Annotated in this window: 14 protein-coding genes; 8 read left to right on the forward strand and 6 right to left on the reverse strand. The window is 40.1% G+C overall.

The genetic code is table 11. The annotated features are described in order from the left end of the window. The first annotated feature begins 84 nt into the window (after positions 1 to 84). Positions 85 to 10,719 (forward strand): T9SS type A sorting domain-containing protein, encoded by a 10,635-nt coding sequence (locus R8N23_RS11495; RefSeq protein ID WP_318171743.1) that lies wholly within the window; start codon positions 85 to 87, stop codon positions 10,717 to 10,719. 160 nt (positions 10,720 to 10,879) lie between these two features. Beyond that, the gene (locus R8N23_RS11500) at positions 10,880 to 11,581 is read left to right on the forward strand and encodes a DUF2490 domain-containing protein (protein ID WP_318171744.1); all 702 of its coding nucleotides are present in this window, start codon (positions 10,880 to 10,882) and stop codon (positions 11,579 to 11,581) included. Positions 11,582 to 11,663: 82 nt separating this feature from the next. Here the strand turns inward: R8N23_RS11500 and R8N23_RS11505 are convergent, their stop codons facing one another. Next, positions 11,664 to 12,167 (reverse strand): FKBP-type peptidyl-prolyl cis-trans isomerase, encoded by a 504-nt coding sequence (locus tag R8N23_RS11505; protein ID WP_318171745.1) that lies wholly within the window; start codon positions 12,165 to 12,167, stop codon positions 11,664 to 11,666. A gap of 77 nt (positions 12,168 to 12,244) precedes the next feature. Between R8N23_RS11505 and R8N23_RS11510 the strand changes: the two genes are divergently transcribed. Next, positions 12,245 to 12,817: a DUF4202 domain-containing protein gene (locus R8N23_RS11510; protein ID WP_318171746.1), complete on the forward strand. Its 573-nt coding sequence runs from the start codon at positions 12,245 to 12,247 to the stop codon at positions 12,815 to 12,817. A 124-nt stretch (positions 12,818 to 12,941) separates the two neighbouring features. Then, a complete protein-coding gene (locus tag R8N23_RS11515; RefSeq protein ID WP_318171747.1) occupies positions 12,942 to 14,114 on the forward strand; it encodes a mechanosensitive ion channel in 1,173 nt (390 codons plus the stop codon). A 51-nt stretch (positions 14,115 to 14,165) separates the two neighbouring features. Here R8N23_RS11515 and R8N23_RS11520 read toward each other — a convergent pair whose 3' ends face one another. From R8N23_RS11520 to R8N23_RS11535, 4 genes are read right to left on the reverse strand one after another with little or no spacing between them, the layout of a single operon-like run. After that, complete coding sequence (locus R8N23_RS11520) at positions 14,166 to 14,915, reverse strand: DUF1295 domain-containing protein (protein WP_318171748.1); 750 nt, start codon at positions 14,913 to 14,915, stop codon at positions 14,166 to 14,168. After that, positions 14,908 to 15,888, reverse strand: coding sequence for an NAD-dependent epimerase/dehydratase family protein (locus R8N23_RS11525; protein WP_318171749.1), 981 nt, complete (start codon positions 15,886 to 15,888; stop codon positions 14,908 to 14,910). Before R8N23_RS11525 ends, R8N23_RS11520 begins: the two co-directional genes overlap by 8 nt. Positions 15,889 to 15,891: 3 nt before the next feature. Next, positions 15,892 to 16,977: a phosphotransferase family protein gene (locus R8N23_RS11530; protein WP_318171750.1), complete on the reverse strand. Its 1,086-nt coding sequence runs from the start codon at positions 16,975 to 16,977 to the stop codon at positions 15,892 to 15,894. Between the two features lie 4 nt (positions 16,978 to 16,981). Next, positions 16,982 to 18,193, reverse strand: a complete 1,212-nt coding sequence (locus R8N23_RS11535; protein ID WP_318171751.1) for an acyl-CoA dehydrogenase family protein — start codon at positions 18,191 to 18,193, stop codon at positions 16,982 to 16,984. A gap of 417 nt (positions 18,194 to 18,610) precedes the next feature. Between R8N23_RS11535 and R8N23_RS11540 the strand changes: the two genes are divergently transcribed. Both R8N23_RS11540 and R8N23_RS11545 read left to right on the forward strand, forming a co-directional pair. Next, a complete protein-coding gene (locus R8N23_RS11540) occupies positions 18,611 to 19,426 on the forward strand; it encodes a 2,3,4,5-tetrahydropyridine-2,6-dicarboxylate N-succinyltransferase (RefSeq protein WP_318171752.1) in 816 nt (271 codons plus the stop codon). 42 nt (positions 19,427 to 19,468) lie between these two features. Continuing rightward, positions 19,469 to 20,209 (forward strand): alpha/beta hydrolase, encoded by a 741-nt coding sequence (locus tag R8N23_RS11545; RefSeq protein ID WP_318171753.1) that lies wholly within the window; start codon positions 19,469 to 19,471, stop codon positions 20,207 to 20,209. A gap of 4 nt (positions 20,210 to 20,213) precedes the next feature. Here R8N23_RS11545 and R8N23_RS11550 read toward each other — a convergent pair whose 3' ends face one another. Continuing rightward, positions 20,214 to 20,423, reverse strand: coding sequence for a DUF2892 domain-containing protein (locus R8N23_RS11550; RefSeq protein WP_318171754.1), 210 nt, complete (start codon positions 20,421 to 20,423; stop codon positions 20,214 to 20,216). A 503-nt stretch (positions 20,424 to 20,926) separates the two neighbouring features. On the opposite strand from R8N23_RS11550, the gene R8N23_RS11555 reads away from it, so the two are divergent. Next, complete coding sequence (locus R8N23_RS11555) at positions 20,927 to 22,501, forward strand: ATP-binding protein (protein WP_318171755.1); 1,575 nt, start codon at positions 20,927 to 20,929, stop codon at positions 22,499 to 22,501. A gap of 12 nt (positions 22,502 to 22,513) precedes the next feature. Then, on the forward strand, positions 22,514 to 23,176 hold the full coding sequence (locus tag R8N23_RS11560) for a response regulator transcription factor (RefSeq protein ID WP_318171756.1): 663 nt from the start codon (positions 22,514 to 22,516) through the stop codon (positions 23,174 to 23,176). Positions 23,177 to 23,321: the final 145 nt, after the last annotated feature.

The following is a 23,321-nucleotide window of genomic DNA, read 5'->3' on the forward strand; positions in this document are numbered from 1 at the left end:
TTTTATTGGTTTTTTGAGCTTGAGTGCGTCTTTTTTGATTTGCTTATTGAGTTTAAATGCCAATTAGCTATTTAACCTAGCATAATGAGAAAAGTAATTGTAGCTCTATTTCTGACCGTTTGGTCATGGAATACCCTTGCCGAAGGTTCTAAGAACCTCACTCCATCCAATACAGGTACCGCCACAGGTGCGAATACTTTTATTGGGTATTTAGTACATAGTTCGGGCCTTGTTGGAAATTTCCTTCAGGCAGATGCTCCTGTTGCGGAAAGAACGTATATCCGAATTAATAATGGCGAAACATTATACTGGGGTCTTAGAAGGATATCAAGTTTTGGTACTAATCAAGAAGACCTCACGGTGGTGCTTTATGAGAATGATGGAACTATTGCAGCCTCTTGGACTTTAACTAATGATGATGGAAGCCCAAATCAGGCTACCCTAAATACTCCGCAGACAGGTGTAATAGAGACTTATGCCGAGGCAGCAGCTGGCCCGGAAGCTGTGGTAGGAGCATCAGGTTATGATGCTCAAAGTTATACCAATAATACAGGTTCAGACCAAGATTTTTATATTGGCTTTATTCAAGACGATGGGGGAAGTACCAATCCTGCCACTGACATCAATGAAGAGAGTTGGTATGATCTCTGGGACTTTTCGGTATATGATGGTACTGAAGAAAAATCAGGGAGAATGTTTTGTCAAAAGTGGGGGTTTACCAGTTCGGCAGGAGCTAATTTGTTATCTACTGATTTTCAGATGTATGCCAGGGTACCCTCGACGGTTGGTGGAGTAAGCGCTGGTAATTATATAAAAGAAATTGACCTTAGTGGATTACAGCCATTCACCTTTGCGTTGTATGCTAATTCAGTTGGATCTGACCCTGCTGTTTTAGGGACCACAGATTTTACAGAATTAAGACAATCTCAGACAACCGAAACTGCACTATTGGAATATGATATATTCCTTAACAATCCTGACTTGGATCTGTATCCTACAAGTACGCTGCCAACGGTGGTTATCGCTGATGCACGTTTTAGTTGTAGTGACACAGGGGGAGGTCAAGCAACAATATATTTCGAAACTAATCAGGTAGGTCAGGTCGCCATTCTTATTGATCTGAATGGAGAAGCAGGTTACCAAGATGGCACAACAGACGTAATTGTTGAACAGGAGGTTGCCGTTGAAGGAGCCTATTCGATACTTTGGAATGGCTTAGATGGAACAGGTAGCGCGGTTGCGTCTGGCACCCAAATCACTATTTCTGGTAGATTTACTTCTGGACCACTGCATATTCCGATGTGGGATGTGGAAGATAGCCCTACTGGTCTTGGTATGTCAGATGTTCGACCTGCGACAAGTTTTGATTTAATTTATTGGGACGATTCGCAGGTATTCACTGGTGCAGACCCAGAAATACAACTGAGCGGGACCAATGTTAATACACACACCTGGAATAGTGGAGATAATGACCTCTTAAACACGTGGTCGTTTGGCTATTATCAGATTAACACTCAGGTTTTAGATTTTGAGTATAACTGTGATACCGATGGTGATGGCGTCGCCAATCACCTGGATAATGATGGTGATAATGATGGTATTCCAGATGTTGAAGAGGGTGATATTAAGGCGGATGCAGATGCAGATGGTATTCCTGATTATTTGGATACTGATTTTGCTGGGTTTGTAGATGCAAATGGGGATGGTGTAAATGATAACTTTGATTTTGACCAAGATGGTATTCCGAACGCACTTGATTTGGATAGTGATAATGATGGTATATCGGATATCATAGAAGCTGGCCTGGCCGATATTGATAATGATGGCTTTATCGATGGCTTTGTAGATATCAATAACAATGGGTTGAATGATGCATATGACTCTGATCCAATGTTCAGAACAGACAGTTTTGCTGATGAATGTCAAACAGTTGATGACCCAACACACAACATATTTTTTACTGTTACAACTACGGATGCCAATGGTGATGCCACTCTAAGCTTTAGCCTTCAAGGGGACTATGGGCCACAAGCAGGAGAAAGTTTTACTCTAACGGGAGAAGGAGCAGTAGATCTTGGAACCTATGACAGGACTGATTCTGATAATCCTACGGCAGCAGATTGTGATTTACTCACATTTAGCATTACCATTTCTCAAGCCAATTGGAATAATTTCAATGATGATGGGATCGTGGCCATTACATGGACAACTCCGGGTGGAGGTGTCGATTCTGGAGTTTGTGGAGGGGGATCTTCTTGTATCACAAACATGTCAGTCTCTTACCCTTTAAGTAATCCTGGAGGTGCCGCTTTGACTATTCCCGATAGTGATGGAGATGGTGTCGATGATTATGCAGACATTGATAGCGACAACGACGGTATTGTAGATGTTTTTGAGGCGGGAGGAACTGCTGGATCGAACGGTCAAATTGCTGGTTTTGTGGATGCGGATGGAAATGGTCGTAATGATACGCAGGATGTTGGGGCTTTAAGCTATCCTGATAGCGATGGTGATGGTACTTTGCCCGATTATCTGGATATCGATAGCGACAATGATGGTATTCCTGATAACGTGGAAGGTCAAGCCAGCAATGCGTATATAGCTTCTGTTGTGGCTGACACGAATGGAAACGGGCTTTATGACGTCTATGATCCAAATAACGGTGGTACTTTGATTACCCCAGTTGATACAGATGGTAATGGTTCTGAGGATTACAGAGATACTGATGCCGATGGCGATGGTGTCATCGATATGATTGAAGGTCATGATGCCAACTTCAATGGTTTTGGAGACTGGGATGGAGATAATGATAATATTTTGGAAGCAACTGACCCTTTTGGAGCAACCTTCAACAGCGATACTGATGGGGATGGACTTTGGGACGTATTTGATACAGACAATAGTGGAACTGCTGCTCCTGTGCAAAATACAGATGGTGCTGACTTTGCCGATTTTCAAGATACTGATGATGACAATGATGGCAGCCTTACCTCTGGAGAAGATGAGAATGGAAATGGTGATTGGACTGATGATTTTACTCAAGGCCAAGGTACAGCAATAGTAGGAACTACAGTTCCTGATTATTTATTCCGAGGGGACTATGATGGCGATGGATTGGCGGATGCTAACGATGTGGATTCCGATAACGATGGTTTGCTCGATACGGATGAAGATGGTGGAGAAGCTGTAGATCCAAGTCAAGATGCAGACAACGACGGTGTACCCAACTATCGTGATCCAGATATTTCCGGATCATTGGCTAATGCTATTGATTCAAATACAGATGGAGTTTATGATACATATGATGCTGATTTAGATGGAATTCCTGATTTCTTAGATGGTGATTCTGATAACGATGGAATTTTGGATGCTATAGAAGCAAATAATGGTGCGGTACCAAATGGCTTCAACGTATCAACAGGTCAATTCAATCTAAATGATCCAGATAACGATGGTTTGATGAACTATGTGGATAATAGTCCAGCTGCAGTGGGCGGTAGTTCAACGCTAGATAATGCAGATTCAGATGCAGATGGTATCAACGATGTGCTTGATGTAGATAGTGATGCGGATGGCTTGACTGATTTCTACGAAAGTATTTCGGGAAGCTCATTAGTTACTTATACTAATGTGGATACGGATGGTGATGGAATTGATGATGGATTTGATCCAAATGCAGGAGGTAACTTAGTTATTCCTGTTAATACAGATTTCCAGGACAACCCAGATTATTTGGATGATGATTCTGATCAGGATGGAGTATTAGACATTGTTGAAGGTGATGATTTGAATAATGATGGATTCGGAGAATGGGATGCTAACACTAATGGCATTACCGATGATGCCGGATTCGGAGCTGACACGGATGGAGATGGACTTGTAGATGCCTTTGATAGTATCGTACTTGGATCAGGAGTCAATGGACTAGGCTCTAATGCAGATCGACAGAATACAGATGGTGTTGATAATCTAGATTTTAGAGATACCGACGACGACAATGATGGTGACCTCACAGAGGATGAAGATAGCAATGGTAATGATGATTTTACAGATGATCGAACTGACGGTCAGGGAGGAGCTAATATTCCTGATTATCTATATTATGGGGATTTCGATGGAGATGGTGTGCCTGATAGTCTGGATGGTGACTCAGACAATGATGGAATAGCAGATGTAGATGAAGATAATGGAGAAGCCATAGATCCTAGCGGCGATGAAGATGGTGATGGGATACCAAATTTTAGAGATGTAGACGATGGCACCGTTACGGCTGGTCTGAGTGATACGGCAGACGTCAATGGTGATGGTGTTTATGATGTGTTTGATACGGATGGGGATGGTATTCCTGATTTTAGAGATTTAGACTCTGACAATGATGGGTTTCCTGACTTGTTTGAAGTAGGTGGTACGGACGTAGACAACGACGGATTGTTAGATGATGCAACGGATACCGACGGGGATGGTGTCGCAGATTTAATCGACCCCGACGATGGGGGTACTCCGCTCGTTGTGGTAGACACAGACGGTGATGGATTTAGAGATGCTGCAGATTTGGATTCAGATGGTGATGGTATTACCAATCTATTGGAAGCTGGCGGTATTGATGCAGATGGAGATGGGAAAATTGATGATTTTGTTGATACAGATGGCGATGGGCTAGCAGATATTATTGATCCTGACAATGGCGGAAGTCCATTGGTAATACCTGATACAGATGGAGATGGAATTGATGACTATTTAGATGTTGATTCTGATAATGATGGTATTACGGATGCAGTGGAGAATGGTGGGGCCGACACAGATGGCAACGGTAAGGTGGACGGATTTGATACGGATACCGACGGTGACGGATTACCCGATTCTGTAGATCCAGATAATGGAGGAACTCCAATAAATGATACAGATACAGATGGAGACGGAATTCCAAACAACAAAGATCTAGACAGTGACAACGATGGGTACCCGGATATCCTTGAAGGAGGAGGTACTGATGCCGATTTTGATGGACGCATAGACGCTATGGTAGATGCAGATGGTGATGGCCTAAATGATAGTACCGAAAGCAATCCTTATTCTATACAAGATAATGACGGAGATGGTCAAAGAAATTTTGCGGATATGGATTCTGACAATGATGGCTTATTGGACGTGATTGAAAATGGACTTATTGCCGATGCCGGAACTGGTCAAATAAATGGTTTTACGGATGCTAATACTAATGGGTGGAATGATGCCCAGGAAGGTATGGCGTTTACTATTGTAGATACTGACGGAGGATTATATCCTGATGCTCTTCCAGACTTTTTAGATTTGGATGCTGACGATGATGGAATCGTTGATAACATTGAAGGTCAAACTAAAGCCACCTATATTTCGCCTACAGGAAATGATACCGATAATGATGGATTGGATGATGCTTATGACCCAAATAATGGTGGAACATTATTAACCCCTCCAAATACTGATGGTACTGGAGCTGCTGATTATCTGGATGGTGATTCTGACGATGATACAGTAAGTGATAGAGTGGAAGGAAACAATGCCGGACGTGGACAGTACGCTGATTGGGATGCGAATGCCAATGCAGCCTTCGATGATACCGGTTTTGACTCTGATATCGACGAAGATGGTATTCTAGATATTTTCGACAACTATGTGGGTACCGGAATCACGCAGATTACTGGGTCTAACGCCGCAGTGACGGATATCGATTTGGACGATACCTGGGATTTTCAAGACACTGACGATGACAATGATGGCGAAAATACGATTGATGAAGATGATGATGTTGTAAATGGTGATCCAACTGATGACTTTGCTGATGGAGGAAGTCCTATTCCTGATTATTTATACAGCAATCCTGATTCAGATGGGGATGGTGTAGCTGATAGTGCAGATGGGGATATGGACAATGACGGATTGGCCAATGTCAGTGAAGATGGTGGAATTGGTGTTGACCCTGGAGGAGATATAGACAATGACGGTATTTTGAATTTTCAAGATACAGACATGGACGGCGATGGTATACCTAACGTCAGCGATTCCGATGCGGATGGAGATGCCACTACCGATACCTTTGATTTAACGGATGTTAACTCAGATGGAGTCATTGATGAGTTTGATTATGATTTGGATGGTATTCCCGATATGATGGATCGAGATAGTGATAATGATGGAATATCGGACGTTTTGGAATTTGGGTTAGCAGATGTTGATGAAGATGGACAAATAGATGGATATACTGACGCGAATAATAATGGACTAAATGATAGTCAAGACCCGGATTGTGATGGGCCAAGGGCGGGTAACGCCATATCCCAAACTAACACTGGGGGCACTAATCCAGATAATGCTATAGGGAATACACCTGGGACTTTTGCTGAGGTTGCTAGTGGCGCAAATATTGATTTTGATATGGGGATAATTATTCCTTCAGGAGAGACAATTACCTTATCGCTAAATGATGGTGCAGCAGGTATTAATGCTACAGCGGATATAAGTCAGTCTCTTGATGGAATATCCTATACTAATGTGGTGACCTATACGGCTACAACGGGAGCCGAAACTGGCCCTTTTGGTCCTGAAAATTTTGATTATATTTTATCTGGAAATGCTCGATATATAAGAGTTCAGGAAGAATCTGGAACCAATCGACCGGTTGATATACACCTTTTGTCTTACAGTTTTACTAATTGTTCAGGTGGAGCAGCATTGGTGATAACCGACACTGACTCTGATGGTGTGGCCGATCATCTTGACCTGGATTCAGACAATGACGGGATTACGGATAACCGAGAAGCGCAGGCAAGTGCTACTTATGTAGCGCCTGTAGATGGTGATGCAGATGGGGATGGTATACTAGATGTATATGACGAAGATATTTCTGCAGGTAATGCTATTGCACCAATAAATTCTGGTGGTTTAGCCGCTGCAGATTATTTAGATACAGATTCTGATGGGGACGGAGTGCTGGATGTAATAGAAGGATTCGATGCAAATTCAAATGGATTTGCCGATTGGGATACCGATGGAGACAATGATATCACTGATGAGTTTGGGTACGGTATAGATACAGATGGCGATGGATTATGGAATATATTTGATACGGATAACTCAGGTTTTATTTCATTCTCCAATATAGATGCATCTAATCAAGTGTTACAAAATACAGATGGTACTGATGAAGCTGATCACAGAGATGCAGATGATGATAATGACGGCACACTTACCAGTGCTGAAGATACTGGTGACGGTATGGGTGGAGGAGCTGACGGTGATTGGACAAACGACTTTGTTCAAAACGGTAATCCAATTCCTGATTACCTATTTGCAGCAGACAATGATGGTGACGGAATAGTAGATACTTTAGATGGAGATTCTGATAATGACGGTATAGCCTCTATAGATGAATATCCATTCGGCGTGATTCCTCTTCCTGCGGGAGGCCCAGATGACGGTAGTATATTTGATGGTGATCTTGATAATGATGGTATCTACAACTACCTGGATAATGATATGGATGGAGATGGCGACGTTAACAGTATTGATGCTGATGACGATGGTTTTGGGAATAATTTCACGGATGCCAATGGTGATGGAGTTTTGGATGAATACGATCAAGACCGTGATGGAATTATCAACCCTTTTGATGTCGATAGCGATAATGATGGGGTTTATGATGGTATAGAAGCGAACAACGGCACAGTTGCTGCTGGATTTGATACTAATACCGGAAGATTTACTGGAGTTGATGCTGACGGAGATGGAATATCGAGTGATGTTGATCAAAATGATGGTGTGAGCAATAATGCACAAAGTACCACTCTGGCAAATGAAGATTTTGACTCTGATGGTTTGGAGGATTTTCTCGACCTGGATTCAGATAACGATGGTATCACCGACCACTATGAAAGTCAAGCTGCTTTTGTTGCTCTTACGGGTAATGATACAGATGGAGATGGCTTGGACGATGCATACGACAATGATAACGGTGGAACAGCAATTACACCAACCAATACGGATGCTGGCGGCGAACCTGACTATAGAGATGCTGATAGTGACGATGATGGAGTGGAGGATATGATAGAGGCCTATGATGGCAATACCAATGGGTTTGGCGATTGGGACACTGACAATGATAATGATATTACCGATGAGACCGGTTACAATGTAGATACTGACGGTGATGGACTTTGGGATATCTATGATATCTATGCCGGTAGAGGTAGTAATAATGTAGTAGGTACCTCAGCAGATCTCCAGGATACAGATGCCGACGGTACAGCAGATGTTCGAGATACTGATGACGATGAGGATGGGATAGATACTTCAGCGGAAGATGCCAATGGCAACAATGACTGGACAGATGATAAAACTCAAGGGGGAGGTGCTATACCAGATTACTTATATTTTGCTGACAATGACGACGATGGGGTTGCTGACCTACAGGATTTGGATAATGACAATGATGGAATTCTAAATATTTATGAGTATGAGGCTTCTCTTGCAGATCCTTTTGCTGATGATGATGGGGATGGCTTATTAAATTACAATGACCCAGGTGTAGACGTCAACGCTGATAATATCGACGATCGCTATGACTTTGATTTGGACGGTATCCCTAATTTCTTTGATCTGGATAGTGACAACGATGGTTTGTTGGATATGATCGAAGGAGGAGGTTTGACCGATTCAGATAACGATGGAACTGTTGATAGCTTCACAGACGCAAATAGCAATGGAGTTGATGATGGTATTGATTATAGAGAAGCGGTACATAATAATAATGGCGGGGGAGACGGCGTGGTTAATGCTGGAAATTCTGGTTCGTTAGCCTTTGGTGATGCTGAATTGAATAGTACAGGCGAGTATATTGTCCAACGATTGGATGCTTTTTATCCAGCAGGAACAAAAGTTTCAATTGTAGCAAGAGTTGATGCAGCTGGTGCAGGGAATAATGATATTGAGATTAGCCAGCATACGGCAAGTACATTCTCTGATGCTGCGTTTACCAATGATGTGCAATACACAGGCATATCTAATACAATCCATGCAAATTATATTTTTGAATTGAACGCTGTTGCAGATTATATCGCCATTGAATTGATCAACAGCACAGCTGGAACATTGTATATTGACGGGGTTTATTTTAGTACAGATGTGCCAAGTGATTTTGACAGCGATGGACTAGATGATTTCTTGGATTTGGATGCTGATAATGATGGTATTCAAGGGTTGATCGAAGTTGGTGGAAATGATAACAACAATGACGGTACTATAGACACCTTTGGTGATACAGACGGTGATGGTTGGGCAAATATTCTAGACCCAGACAATGGAGGTGTAGCTTTAACAATACCCGATACAGATGGAGATACCTACTTTGATTATGAAGATAGAGATTCAGATAATGATGGTATTTCAGATTTGACTGAAGCCGGCGGTACTGATAGCACTAATGATGGAGTAGCTGATGATGAAACTGATAGCGACGGTGATGGTTGGGCTGACACATTTGATAGTTCTAATGGTGGAGTAGCGTTGACTGTTGTTGATACTGACGATGATGATATTCGAAATTTTCAAGATCTTGATTCTGACGGTGATGGTATACCGGATGCGGCTGAAGCCAATGGAGGCTTTTTCCCAGGTGGGACCGATGACCATGGAAGATTTGCAGTAGGAGGAAATGATGCTGATAATGATGGTTTGGCTGACGATACTGATGGTACATCACCGACTTGGACAAGTACTGACATAGACGGTATTCTTGATTATTTGGATAGCGATTCAGACAATGACGGTTCACCAGATTTATATGAAGGATTTGACGATGACGAAGATACTATTGAACCGTATGGAGTAGACGATGTATTAGTCGATTTTGAAGCTAGAGCGACGGCATATGAAACTGCGAATGGTGATCCCGGACATTATGATAATTCTGCCAATGCCAATGGTGATAATATCCCTGATTGGCTAGAAGATGATGACACAGATGGAATATTAAATTTCGCCGACACAAATCACGCCTTTTACAGAGATTCGGATAGTGATGGAATTATAGACTTGTTTGATAGTGATCAGAATGGAGTAGAATATGGAGGTGTATCAGGTGTGCCTGATAACGATAATGATGTGGTTCCTAATCAATTAGATACGGATAATGTGATTTCACTTCCTTTGGATTTCTTATCGTTTGATGGGGAGTATGCCAATGGAGAAGTTTCACTTACATGGACTACTACTAATGAAATCAATGTTAGTCATTTTGAGATAGAAAGAAGTTCTGACGGAGAGGTGTTTAGTTCTATTGGAAGTGTTGATGCAGTTAATGTTGAATCTACTGTCAATAAGTATTCTTTGAATGACAAGTCTCCTCTTGATGGGGTAAATTATTATCGAGTTAAAGAGATTGATTTTGATGGGAAGTTTGAATTTTCTGAAACTATTCGAATTGAACCTGTGCTATATGAATTTTCTGTATTGTATTATCCAAACCCAGTTTTAGATGTGCTTACATTAGAAACTAGTGAGGAAATTAAAGCAGCCAGAATTCAAATTGTTTCAATAGCCGGAGGCATCGCTTATGAGAAAATCCACTCTGGAATAAATAATCAAAAGGTAAAAGTTGATTTAAATGAACTACCTGCGGGTATCTACCAAGTTTTATTAGAAACTTCATTTGGTACAAAGAAATTCAGAATTATTAAATACTAAGCAAACAGTATTGCTATATATGAATCGCGTTCTAAAAAATTAGAACGCGATTTTTTTTATTGCCTAGTCATTCAATGAAGTCAGTAAAAATTCGGATAAGTATTTGATGTTTTGGGATTTAATATTGCACTAGCTTTTTAAATATTTGAAATAACTAGAAATGAAGAAATTAATACTTGTTGCCCTATTGATATCAGGGCTGTCTAATGCCAAAGGACAGGAAGTAGAAGGAGAGATGAATGTTTGGTTCTTTATGCTCAACCATTATTCAGTCAATGAAAAATGGAGAGTTGGAAACGAAATCCATGTTAGAAGATACGATTGGGTGAAAGACCAAGAGCAATTTTTGATCAGACCATTTGTCGATTATATTTTGAATAAAGATGTCACTTTCACTGCAGGGTATACTTATATCAAAACTTCTTCATTTGGCCCGTTACCGTCTGGTATCACCGTACCCGAAAACAACATCTGGGAACAGGTGACCTTAAATCATCTGGTAGGAAAACTTTTGATTTCACATCGTCTGAGACAAGAACATAGATGGATTGGAGAAATAGAGGGAGATCCATCAACTGGGCTAGATATTGATGGAACTCATTTCACCAATAGATTTAGATATCGTTTGACTTTGCGTCATGATCTAGGTGAAAAATGGTTTGCTCATGTGTTTGATGAATTCTGGTTTCATCAAGATGGAATGAAGCCAGAGCGATTTGATAGAAACTGGTTTTATGCTGGTCTCGGATACAGAGTAGGCTCGGGCAACGTGCAGCTTGGATATATGGGGCAAAGGATTAGTGTGGGGGATCAATTTCTTGAAATGCCCACCTTGCAACTTATGTTTCAGTACGATTTTTAAGAGGTACAAAAGATATCTTTTGTTAGAGCTACCAGACGAAGAAATGATATTCTAATCTGGTAGCTTTTTTATGTCTAATTTCTTAATGCTGATGTCCACCTGGTCCATGTGCGTGACCATGGTCTAATTCTTCAGCTGTTGCTTCTCTGACTTCTACTACTTCTCCTGAGAAGAATAAGTCTTTTCCAGCCATAGGGTGGTTAAAATCCATTCTTACATGCTCATCGGTGATTTCCTTCACCAATCCCTGTAACGGATTTCCTTCCTGGTCCTTCATTGGAAGGAAGTTGCCTACTTTTACAATTTCTCCCAATTTTCCATCAGCTTCAAACATATTTCTTGGCAAGTTGACTACAGCATTTTCATCTACTGGTCCATAGGCCTTATCGCTTTCAATACCAAATTCGAATGTATCGCCTATCGATTTATCTTTAAGATTGATTTCAAAATCAGGTAAAACCTGCTGTGCACCAAATAAAAATACAAATGGTTCCTTGCTGTCCACTTCCTGGACTACCGCACCACTCTTATTTCCCTCTTGGAGCTTATAGGTGATGGATACTACTTTTTCGTTTCCTATATTCATGACGCGAAGTTAGAACTATCATTTGACGAATGCCAATTGAGGTTCATCCTATATCTTTACGATTCAAAATTTGAATTATGATCGAGAAAATTATAGCTAAGATTGATGCCATTAATGCAGAAGACCCTAACACTGTTCTGTACCACGAGGAAGAATGTCCAAAGGAGCTAGTCTATGGGCAGCGAATGACTGATATGCTGCATGAATATGATTCATCACCTTCCGCTGCGATGCAAATAGCCGCCCGTGGTCAACACATCCAGCGATGGGCTGTTCCACGCTCAGATTATCCAATGGATCGAAAAGGATACTTGAAGTGGAGAACAGAACTAAAATTGATGCATGGAGAAATACTCTCTGAGTTGTTGGAAGAGGAGGGAGCAGATCAATCTTTAGCTGACAAGGTCAAAGACCTGGTGACAAAGAAAAAACTAAAGAGTGATGCTGAAACTCAGCAGTTAGAGGATGTGGTATGTTTGGTTTTTCTCAAATATTATTTCGCAGAATTCGCTGCTGAGCACGAAGAAGAAAAAGTGATTTCCATTGTTCAAAAGACTTGGGCGAAGATGACTGAGAAAGGGCATGAGATGGCTTTGAAATTGGACTACAGTCCAGAGGACTTGTCGATAATTAAAAAAGCTCTGCAATAATTAGATAAAAATGAGATGCTATTGAATTATTCTAATGCATCTCTTTCTTCTTCGCTAGGATAATTCACGGGCTTGGGCTATCTTATTCGTCTGAATTTTCACAAATCTAAAACCTATAAAAGAAATGGTCTTTCCTGATTATTTACAAACACTCATTAACTCCCTTCACGAAATCATGCCAGGCGTACTAGGCGCATTGGTGGTTTTCGTTATAGGCTGGCTTATCGCCGTTGTTATTCGTAGAGTGGTTCACAGTCTCATGAAAAAAACGGATTGGGATGAACGCCTCCTTGGTAATACGATTGTAGATACCAATAAATTTCTAGCGAATCTCGCTTACTATATTTTTATGGTGATCAACCTATTGATTGTCCTAGAAATGCTTGGTTTCAGTTATGTACTGGACCCAATAAGAAACATGCTCGATGAATTTTTGAGCTTTATTCCAAAAATTGTTGCTGCAGGTGCGGTTGTATTCATTGGATATATTCTGGCTAAGTTTGTTTCTAATTTGGTGAAAATGGCGGGTAGCTTTTTGGATCGATTGGGCGATCAGATTGGATTCAAAGAAACAGATAAGCTGGTCTACTTCCTCCAACAAATTGTTTTCATAGCCATTTTTATTCCTGCTATTATTCAGGGACTAAACGCCTTGGAATTGGATGCCATTACAACTCCAGCCAACAATATTCTTCATAAACTGATGGATGCGGTTCCACATATCATTGGAGCCGGGTTGATCATGACTATATTCTTTATTGGAGGAAAATTTATTGCTACTTTCATCAATGACCTATTAGTCAATATTGGGGTGGATAAGCTATCTAAACAGTTGCATCTCTTTATTATAGCAGAAGATCAATCGTTGTCAAAAGTTATCGCTCATGTATTGCACTTCTTCATCGTATTCTTCGGTGTGATTTCTGGAGTGGAATTGTTAGGCATGGACAGGTTGACTGAGGTAATGCATAATATCTTAAACCTATCTGGGGATATATTGTTTGGACTGGTAGTTATGGTGCTGGGCAACTTTGTAGCATCAGTAGTTCATGGCTCAATGAGCCAAAAGAAAGAAAACGAGTTCGCTGCAGGAATAGCTCGAATGGCAATTATAGGTTTGTTTTTAGCCATTGCACTTCGAACCATGGGTATAGCTAATAGTATTATTGATTTGGCCTTTGGACTCACTTTAGGTTCATTAGCGGTGACAGTAGCCCTTGCGTACGGTTTGGGTGGTCGTGAGGCTGCTGGAAAACATATGGAAGACATTCTCAAGAAATTCCGAAAGGATAAGTAACAGACAAAGAATTATATATGAGAGCCTCAGCCAAACTGGTTGAGGCTTTTTTTATATCAACCATGGAATAAGTGCCTTTCTTTTAGAAGGATATTCTGGAAACTTCTCTTGATACCACCTATGATGTTTTATAGCTCTAGGTACCAAGTTGGCAAGCGTCCATATCAAAAAGGATAGCGCTGCATAGTTATATGCGATGAGTGCAAAGCCTGCCCACTGAATGACCTCTCCAAGGTGATTGGGACAAGACACATATTCAAATAGCCATCCATTTGGTATTTTATACCCGCTTTCACCTGGTTTTCTTAATTTGATTAAATAGTCGTCGCTTTTTTGATTGATAATAAACCCTGTAAAGAAAAGAAGAATGCCTAATAGGAAATTGGTGTTCATAAAATCTCCTATATCAAAAGTGGAAAGATAACAAAGGTAATAACCATTCAAGCTAGCGTTGACTCCATTGAATAATATGGCCGAGCCAGCTATTACAAGAGGCATTCTTTTGCCCTTAGTTTTTATTCGAAGAGGAAAAATAAATGTTCGATTAAAATAGTGAATCAACCAAAGTCCAAATAGAAAGTAGCTATAGGCATTCGATTTTGAGATAACACAAAAATATAGCATGATCAAAAAGGAGGGAAGCTCCATGATGATCCAGCCCCATTTGTTGCTGATTTCAATTCCCCAACCCTTTTGAGTATGCCTGCCATAGGGTGCTGTTACAAACTGAAGTAGAATAAATGCAGCTAAAGCAACAAGAATCCAGACGAAGCATATTGTATTGAATTCGTTTTTAGTCATTGACAGTATTATTTTGTTTAAACCAAATGAGTAGATCTGAAATGGTTGTTTCAATACTCCTACAGTTATGATTTAGTTCTTTTCGTGCTTTCTCGGAATTCATCTCTTTTGACGAATGCCGTAGGGTTATAAGACTCTTTCTGGTAAGCGGAAGATTTGATTTAGACATATTCAAATATGCTTTAACCAGAGGAAATAAGACTAGAAGAAACTTTGTAGAAATTGCGATGAGGTTTTTTCGCGGATTGGCTAATTGCGCCAATTGTTTGATCGAGCAATAGGATCCGCTGAGTAGATAAATTTGCCCTTTCTTAGCCATGGTGAAACTATTTACTATAGTCTGAGCTAAGTCCCTCACATCAATCATATCATATCCTCCGGTGGTGATCATTGGAACTTTTCCTTTCGCTAGATTCCGAATAGTCTGACCTAGAAGTGAGGGCTGATGGTCTGGAGGACCTATAACTGCTGTAGGTCTCAGGATCACAGCATCAAGTTGATCATTCGATACAGACTCGAGTATGGCCTTTTCCGCTATTGACTTACTTGCTTCATAACTCAAGTTCTTTTTGTTTCTAGTAGGCAATGTTTCGAAAGAGGAAGTGTGGTTAGAATTGTAATCCGATACTTCGGACGAACTAATATGAATAAGGCGGATGTTTTTGACTTTGAGACACGCATTGATCACTGATAATGTTCCACCTACATTGATCTGATAAAGCATATCTGGAGCTTTATCGTCTATGGAGATCATGGCTGCGCTATGGACAAGTATTTGAGTATTTTGTATCAAATGATTCAAAATGGTCGGGTCATTGATATCACCTTGTATCCAAATGAGATTTTTATGTTGGATGGTGGTCTTTGAAGTATGATATAGCGCCCGAACAGTATATTCCTTCATTAGGAGCAGATTAATCAATGCGGTTCCGATATGACCTGTTCCACCTGTTACAGCAACTGTGCAATTCACAAATCAGTAATTAGAGATTGATCCAGTATCAAGTGCCTTTTGTCCATTCAAAGCGCAGGCGTTTACTACGCCAATGAGTCCCGCAAAACGAGGGTCTTTGGTTAGACCTTTCTTGTAGCGAGCATAAATTTGCTGACAAATCACACCTAACTTGAAGCAAGCAAATACATAGTAGAAGTGAATATTGGAGGTATCAATTCCAGTCTTTTCAGTATACCTTTCCAGTACTTGTTGCCTGTTTAGATTTCCTGGCATCCAAGTCAGATTGAATGATTTAAGTGCTGGTGGATCAATGAGTTCTACCCAATAGGCTAATGCTGTTCCTAAATCCATGAGCGGATCGCCGATGGTAGCCATTTCCCAATCGAGTACAGCTAGTACATCTGAGTAATTATCTAAAGACAGCACTAGATTATCGTACTTATAATCATTGTGTAATAAAGTGACGGTTTGACTCGTAGTGATGTTTTGAGTGAGCCATTCACCTAAGGCTTCCATACCCGGCAACTGGTCTGTTTTGGATTGATTGTATCGCTCCACCCAGCCTTCCACTTGTCTTTTGACATAGCCTTCTGGTTTTCCCAATTCCCACAGATTGTTTTTATCCAGGTCTAGCTGATGAAGGTCGCAAAGAATATCAACTGAATTGGTACTGATGGTTTGCATGAGCTCTGCAGTCATCGGCATATTTTTAGGTGGTGCATTTCTAAGTATGATACCTCTCACGCGTTCCATAATGAAGAATTCATCACCTATAATATCCTTATCTGCACAATGTAAAATAGGACGTGGAGAGTAAGGGCAAACTGGATTGATTTTAGTTAAGAGATCATATTCTCTTTTCATATCGTGTCCACCTTTTACCTCCGCTCCAATAGGTGGCCGGCGAAGTACAAATTCTTGTTCGTTACATTTGAGTAAGTAGGTGAGGTTCGAAAATCCACTAGGAAATTGCTCTATACTGATATTTCCTTCTTCAAAATCCGGAGAGGTTTTCAGAAATTCACTAAGCTTGTTTATGTCTATGTTTTCCCCTTGACGTATCATGCCAGAGCGATCCATCAACATGTTTTTATTCCTGAGGCTCATCTGTTTAACGTGATTTGGTTTGATGTTCTTTTAATACGGCTCTTGCAATAACTGACTTATGAACCTCGTCAGGACCATCATAGATTCTGGCACCTCTTTCATGTCTATACCACCAGGAAATGATGATGTCGTCAGTGATACCTAGTGCCCCATGCACCTGAATGGCTCTATCCAGGACTTGTTGCAATACATTGGCCACATAGTATTTGATCGAGGAGATCTCCACTCTGGCCGCTTGACTTCCATGCTTTTCTATTTTATCCGCCGCATGCAAAACCATCAATCGAGCGGCGTTTATTTCTGTCCTGGATTCTGCGATCCAGTTTTGAATGGTTTGCTTGTCTGCTAATACCTCTTTGCTTGAAATTTTACGTGATATTGCCCTTTGACACATGAGGTCTAAGGCTCTTTCAGCTATTCCTATCCATCGCATACAGTGATGGATTCTTCCAGGACCAAGCCGTTGTTGTGCAAGCATAAATCCTTGGCCTTCTTTATGAATGAGATTAGATAAGGGTACTTTACAATTCTTGTATTTGATTTCAGCATGGCTCACATATCCAGCACCTTCTTCTCCCATGATGGGGATATTTCTTACCAGTTCGAATCCTGGAGTATCAGTAGGCACCACAATCATACTAGCTCTCTCATATGGACTTTCAGCTTCTGGATTGGTGATAGCCATGACGATAGCAAATGAGGCGCCATCCGCAGACGAAGTAAACCATTTGTGTCCATTGATGATATAATGATCACCTTCTTTGACTGCAGATGTGCTTAGGTTCTTTGGGTTTGACCCTGCATTATCTGGCTCTGTCATTGAAAAGCAACTTCTGATTTTCCCAGTTTGTAACGGGCTTAAATAAGAGGACTTAATTTCTTCAGAGGCATAGGAATGTAATAATTCCATGTTGCCAATATCAGGCGCCTGACAATTGAATGTATAGTGTCCAAAGGGAGTGGTTCCCAAGACTTCACTTACCTGTGCGAACTCAACTAGATCTAGCCCGAGGCCACCTTCTGCTTCGGGTAGGTGAGGCGCCCAGAGTCCTGATTGTTTAGCTTTTTCTCTTAACTGGAAAAGCAAGTTTTCATGCGCTTCGCGATTCGTGACATCCAGTAGTTTCATCTCAATTGGGAGAATTTCTTCCTTAATGAATTGGGTGTATTTCGGAATTAAAAGTTTGACTTTTGGAGTTGTAAAAAGATCGATCATCTAGCGTAGTTTATATATGATCAAGTTAAGTAAATGATTGGATTTAATGAAGGATAGGAGATAGTGAAGTTTATTATTAGAGCGAATATTTGGAGATAATTTGTTCCCTGAAATTTGTCTAAAAAAGGCGTTTTTAGCGTATTTATCATGCCAAATAATATTTGGTACGTGTATGTAAAATACTATGAATCAAATAAATAACAATATGTAATTAAAGTAATATATAGTAGTGCTACAATCATGAATGATTTCCATGATTTCATGAGTCACACAGAGTTGTGTGTTAATTAATTAACAAATGTTTTCTGCTTCGTGAAAATGAAAGCAGACTATAAGTTTTTGAAACTTGGAAATGTAGCTAGTTTTGTTGCCTAAATGATGCCTACCGAAAAGGCCAAATAAATTACAATTTTAGAAATGAAAGATATTAAAAAAATCATAGAAGAAACCTGGGAAGATCGTTCAAAACTTCAAGACGCTGAAGTTGTAAAAACCATAGAGTTTGTTTTGGAGGAATTGGACAAAGGAAGGTTGAGGTGTGCCGAGCCAACCACTGACGGATGGCAAGTAAATGACTGGGTGAAGAAGGCTGTGATCTTATATTTTCCAATTCGAAAAATGGAAAAAATTGAGGTGGGTCCTTTTGAATTTCACGATAAGATGGCACTGAAATCTGATTACGATAAGCTTGGTGTTCGTGTAGTTCCTCACGCTGTGGCAAGATATGGTGCTTACATTTCTAGTGGGACCATCTTGATGCCTTCCTATGTAAACATTGGCGCTTACGTAGATGAAGGGACGATGGTGGATACTTGGGCTACAGTAGGTAGCTGTGCTCAAATTGGCAAAGGTGTTCACTTAAGTGGTGGCGTAGGAATTGGTGGGGTATTGGAACCAGTCCAAGCAGCACCTGTTATTGTAGAAGACAATGCTTTCATAGGATCAAGATGTATCATAGTTGAAGGGGTAAGAATTGGTAAGGAAGCAGTATTAGGAGCTAATGTTACATTGACTGCTAGCTCTAAAATCATTGACGTTACAGGTGATGAGCCAGTAGAATACAAGGGTTACGTTCCTGAAAGGTCTGTAGTCATCCCAGGTTCATATGCAAAGAAATTTCCAGCTGGAGAGTACAATGTCCCTTGCGCTATTATTATTGGCAAAAGAAAAGAAAGTACTGACAAGAAAACATCTCTAAACGATGCGCTTAGAGAAAACAGTGTGGCAGTATAAGATACTTTGATTAGATTTATTCAATCAATTAAATCTGATCATATGAAATTCTATTTCCTGATATTTTCCTTGGTTTTTGCATTCAAGATGAATGCTGCAGAAACTATAAAAATCAAAGCTTCGGATGGTGTTGAGGTTACGGTTGATTTGCATATCGCACACCCAGATACTGTACCATTCATTGTTTTGTTTCATCAGGCTGGCTGGAGTAGAGGAGAATATCAGGAAATTGCACCTATTCTGAATCAACTAGGATTCAATTGTATGGCGGTAGATCAGCGATCTGGTAAATCGGTGAACAATGTAGAAAACCAAACTTTTCAGAGTGCCCGTCAACTCATGAAGGAAACAAAGTACGTAGATGCCCTGCCTGATATGAATGCGGCTATCTCTCATGCACAGACTTTTTTGACGAAAGGAAAATTAATTATTTGGGGAAGTTCATACTCTTCTGCACTAGCCTTGAAGATTGCAGGTGATCGTGCTAATGAAATAGATGGCGTGCTAGCATTTTCTCCGGGTGAGTACTTTCAGTCTATGGGAAAACCTAAGGACTATATAACCACTAGTGCAATGAACATTCAATGTCCATCTTTTATTACTTCTTCGCGAAGCGAAAAAAACAGCTGGTGGTCTATCTACGAAGCTATCCCTACGGATACCAAAACTTACTATCTACCCGAAACTTCTGGTAACCATGGTTCTAGGGCACTTTGGATGAAATTCTCTGACAATAAAGGTTACTGGGATGCGGTTACGGCCTTTCTTAGCCAATACTTGTAATTCTTTATTTCTTGGTTGATACACCAAGACCTTTCATAATTGGGCAGAATTTTGTAATTCCCGTCTTAAGAAACAGTGGAATCAGAATGGCTACTAGTATTACTCCGTATAAAGGTAAAATAGTCTCCACTGCATAGTTGTACACGATGGCCACAATGCAACAGATGCCCAATATGATCCGAATCATACTGTCAATTTTTCCTACGTTTTGCATGACTTAATATTTTGGTTGAATATGAGATAGTCAGAATTGTTCAGATCCTCAAAGTAAAGAGCCTGTCCTAGGTTTTTCACCTATTTCATTCATTAGGTATTTCCCTCTTATATAGCACCCATTGATGGAGCAACTTTGTATTGTAGAGTTTAGAAAAGAATTAAACAACATTAAAAGTTAGGTTGGTTTTTGGAAGTAATCTGAGGGCTAGAGCAGTGGATTTAGCAGGGAAGTAGCTCTCAGATTTATTAAAACTAAGAGGGATAATAAGCCAGCAGGTTATTATGAGAAGTAAGGTTGGTTTTTGGAAGTAAACAAGGGCGAAAGTGGAGTTGGTTCAGCAGGTGAAGCCCTTGTTTTATTTTGACAATACACAGGATCTAATCAGCTATGAGATTGGTATTGGGCACCAGGACGATTTGTCTTTGGTGCTTTTTTATTATAGCCTTTAATTTTCTCAATGAAAATTATTCAATTTAGATCTCATTACATGATATTTGAATATGACCAAATCGTCTGAGGAAGTTCTAGAAGGAGTACTGTCGGCCATCAATGAGCTGACTGTAAATCAAAATCTCAATCAGGCACTTGATCACGCAGTTCGACTGGTCGGGCAAACTTTCAACAGTGATTGCTTCTTGTCTAAAATCTCTCTGGAGAACAATAAATGGATCAGTAATATTCATCATTCCTGGATGAGAATACCGGATAATCAACGAGTGGCTAGAAATCAAAATTTAGTGATAAGTACATTTGGAGATATCAGTAGTCGTTTACGCGATGGTGAAATTATTACTCTCAAGTATAGTGAGGCAAAGAAAAAACTCAAGAAACATTTTGATGAGACCGGTGGGAAATCAGTTCTACTGGTTCCGATTCTAATCGAAGAAGAGCTCTGGGGTATGCTGTCCATGTCAGATATTGAGGATGAAAGAAATTGGCCAAAGTCGGTTAGAGCCACATTAGATTCTCTGGCAACCGTCATCAGCTCCAAAGTGAGAACCAAAGCTTATAAAAGTGGACTAAAGAAAGAAATTGACAGAAGCAAAAAAGCCCTGCTCAATCAGAATGAACGATACCTTTCGTTGATTGAAAATGTGCCGGGGATTATTTTTAGATGCAAAAATGATTCGGATTGGTCGATGGAATTTATCAGTTCGTATGTGAAATCGATTACTGGATATGAACCCATAGATTTTTTGGATCACAAGAATGGTATTCATTTCAATGAGATCATTCATGAGTCGGATCAACTGATGGCCAAAGAGGACGTTGAAACACAGCTTGTCAATGGTCCGCACTACCGAACGACTTATAGAATTATAACCAAGAATAAAGAAGTGAAATGGCTTTGGGAGCAGGGAGTTCAAATCATAGACAATGGAGAAGAATACTTGGAAGGCTGCATTGTAGATATCTCAGATCGGGTGAGTAGTCACGAAAGAGTGCTTTCAGCTACGCTAGAAGCAGAAGAAAGAGAAAGAAGTCGGATATCCAGAAACATCCATGATAACCTTCAGCAACTCCTCATTACCGCCCATATGAATTTGACTTTTCTGAAGAAACGTCAGGCAGATTTTACTAGTAAAGAAATTCAAAAATATGAGATAGCTAATGAGTACTTACAAAAGGCCATAGAAGAGTCTCGTTCACTATCTCACAAATTGATGCCAAAGGCTATTGAGGATTATGGCTTTGAAGAAGCAGTCGAAGGGCTGATAGAGAATGTAGATGAGGTGGTGGATACAAAATTTGAATTCTACAATAATCTAAAAGGAGAACACCTTTCAGCCAAGGTGGAATTGTGTCTGTTTAGAATTACCCAAGAAGCAATGAGTAATATTATCAAATTTGCTCAAGCCAAAAAATGCACGATTCAGTTGATGAAGCATGAGAAGACTGTGATTCTAACCATCGAAGATGATGGTATTGGATTCGATAAAAGCAAAGTGGTCATGAATGCTGAATCGTTCGGATTGAATAGTATGAAAAACAGAGCTTCTTCGGTAGGCGGACAATTTTTTTTGGATAGTCAAGTAGGTAATGGGACTCAATTAACTGTAGAAATACCATATTAAAACTTAAACTTTATGACAACCAATTTGATCAAGATATTGCTAGTAGATGATCATAAGATGATCAGAGAAGGAATCAAATCATTTTTAGAGGAGAGTGATGAATATGAGGTAGTGTTGGAAGCAGAGAATGGGGTAGAAGCGCTAGAGAAATATAATCCGTCAACAATTGATCTTGTGATTACCGATATTCTAATGCCAGAGATGGATGGTATTGAATTCACTGGAGAATTAGTCAAAATGAATCCCGAAGTGAAGGTAATTGCACTTACAATGCTCAATGAAAATCATCACATCAAGCAGATGCTCAAAGCTGGAGTATCTGGGTATTTGCTAAAGAATTGCTCAGAGACAGAATTATTTAATGCTATCAAAACAGTGATGTCCGGCAATAAATTTTACTCGCAAGAGGTGACCGATATCATTATGAATGATTTGTCAGGAGATAAAAAACCAAAGCAACGATTGTCTCTGGAGATACCTCTGACTCCTCGGGAGTTAGAAGTTCTACATCTCATATGTAAGGAGCATTCGAACAAAGAAATTTCTGATCTTTTGTTTATTGGCATGCGAACAGTCGACGCTCATAAACGAAATTTGCTAGAAAAAACAGGATGTAAGAACGTGGCGGGTTTGGTCGTTTATGCTTTGGAAAGAGAATTGTTTGATGATTTATAATGCTTGTTTTTTAAATAGAGAATAAATTCAATAGGGAACAAAGGCGAAGTCGCAAAGATAAATTTCTAACCTAGTCAGTCAAAATTTCGTATTTTTGCTTTAACCAAGCTATTTAATAATATGAAGTTCCTTCAAAAATTAGTCG

Source organism: Reichenbachiella sp. (genome assembly GCF_033344935.1).
Classification (GTDB): Bacteria; Bacteroidota; Bacteroidia; order Cytophagales; family Cyclobacteriaceae; genus Reichenbachiella.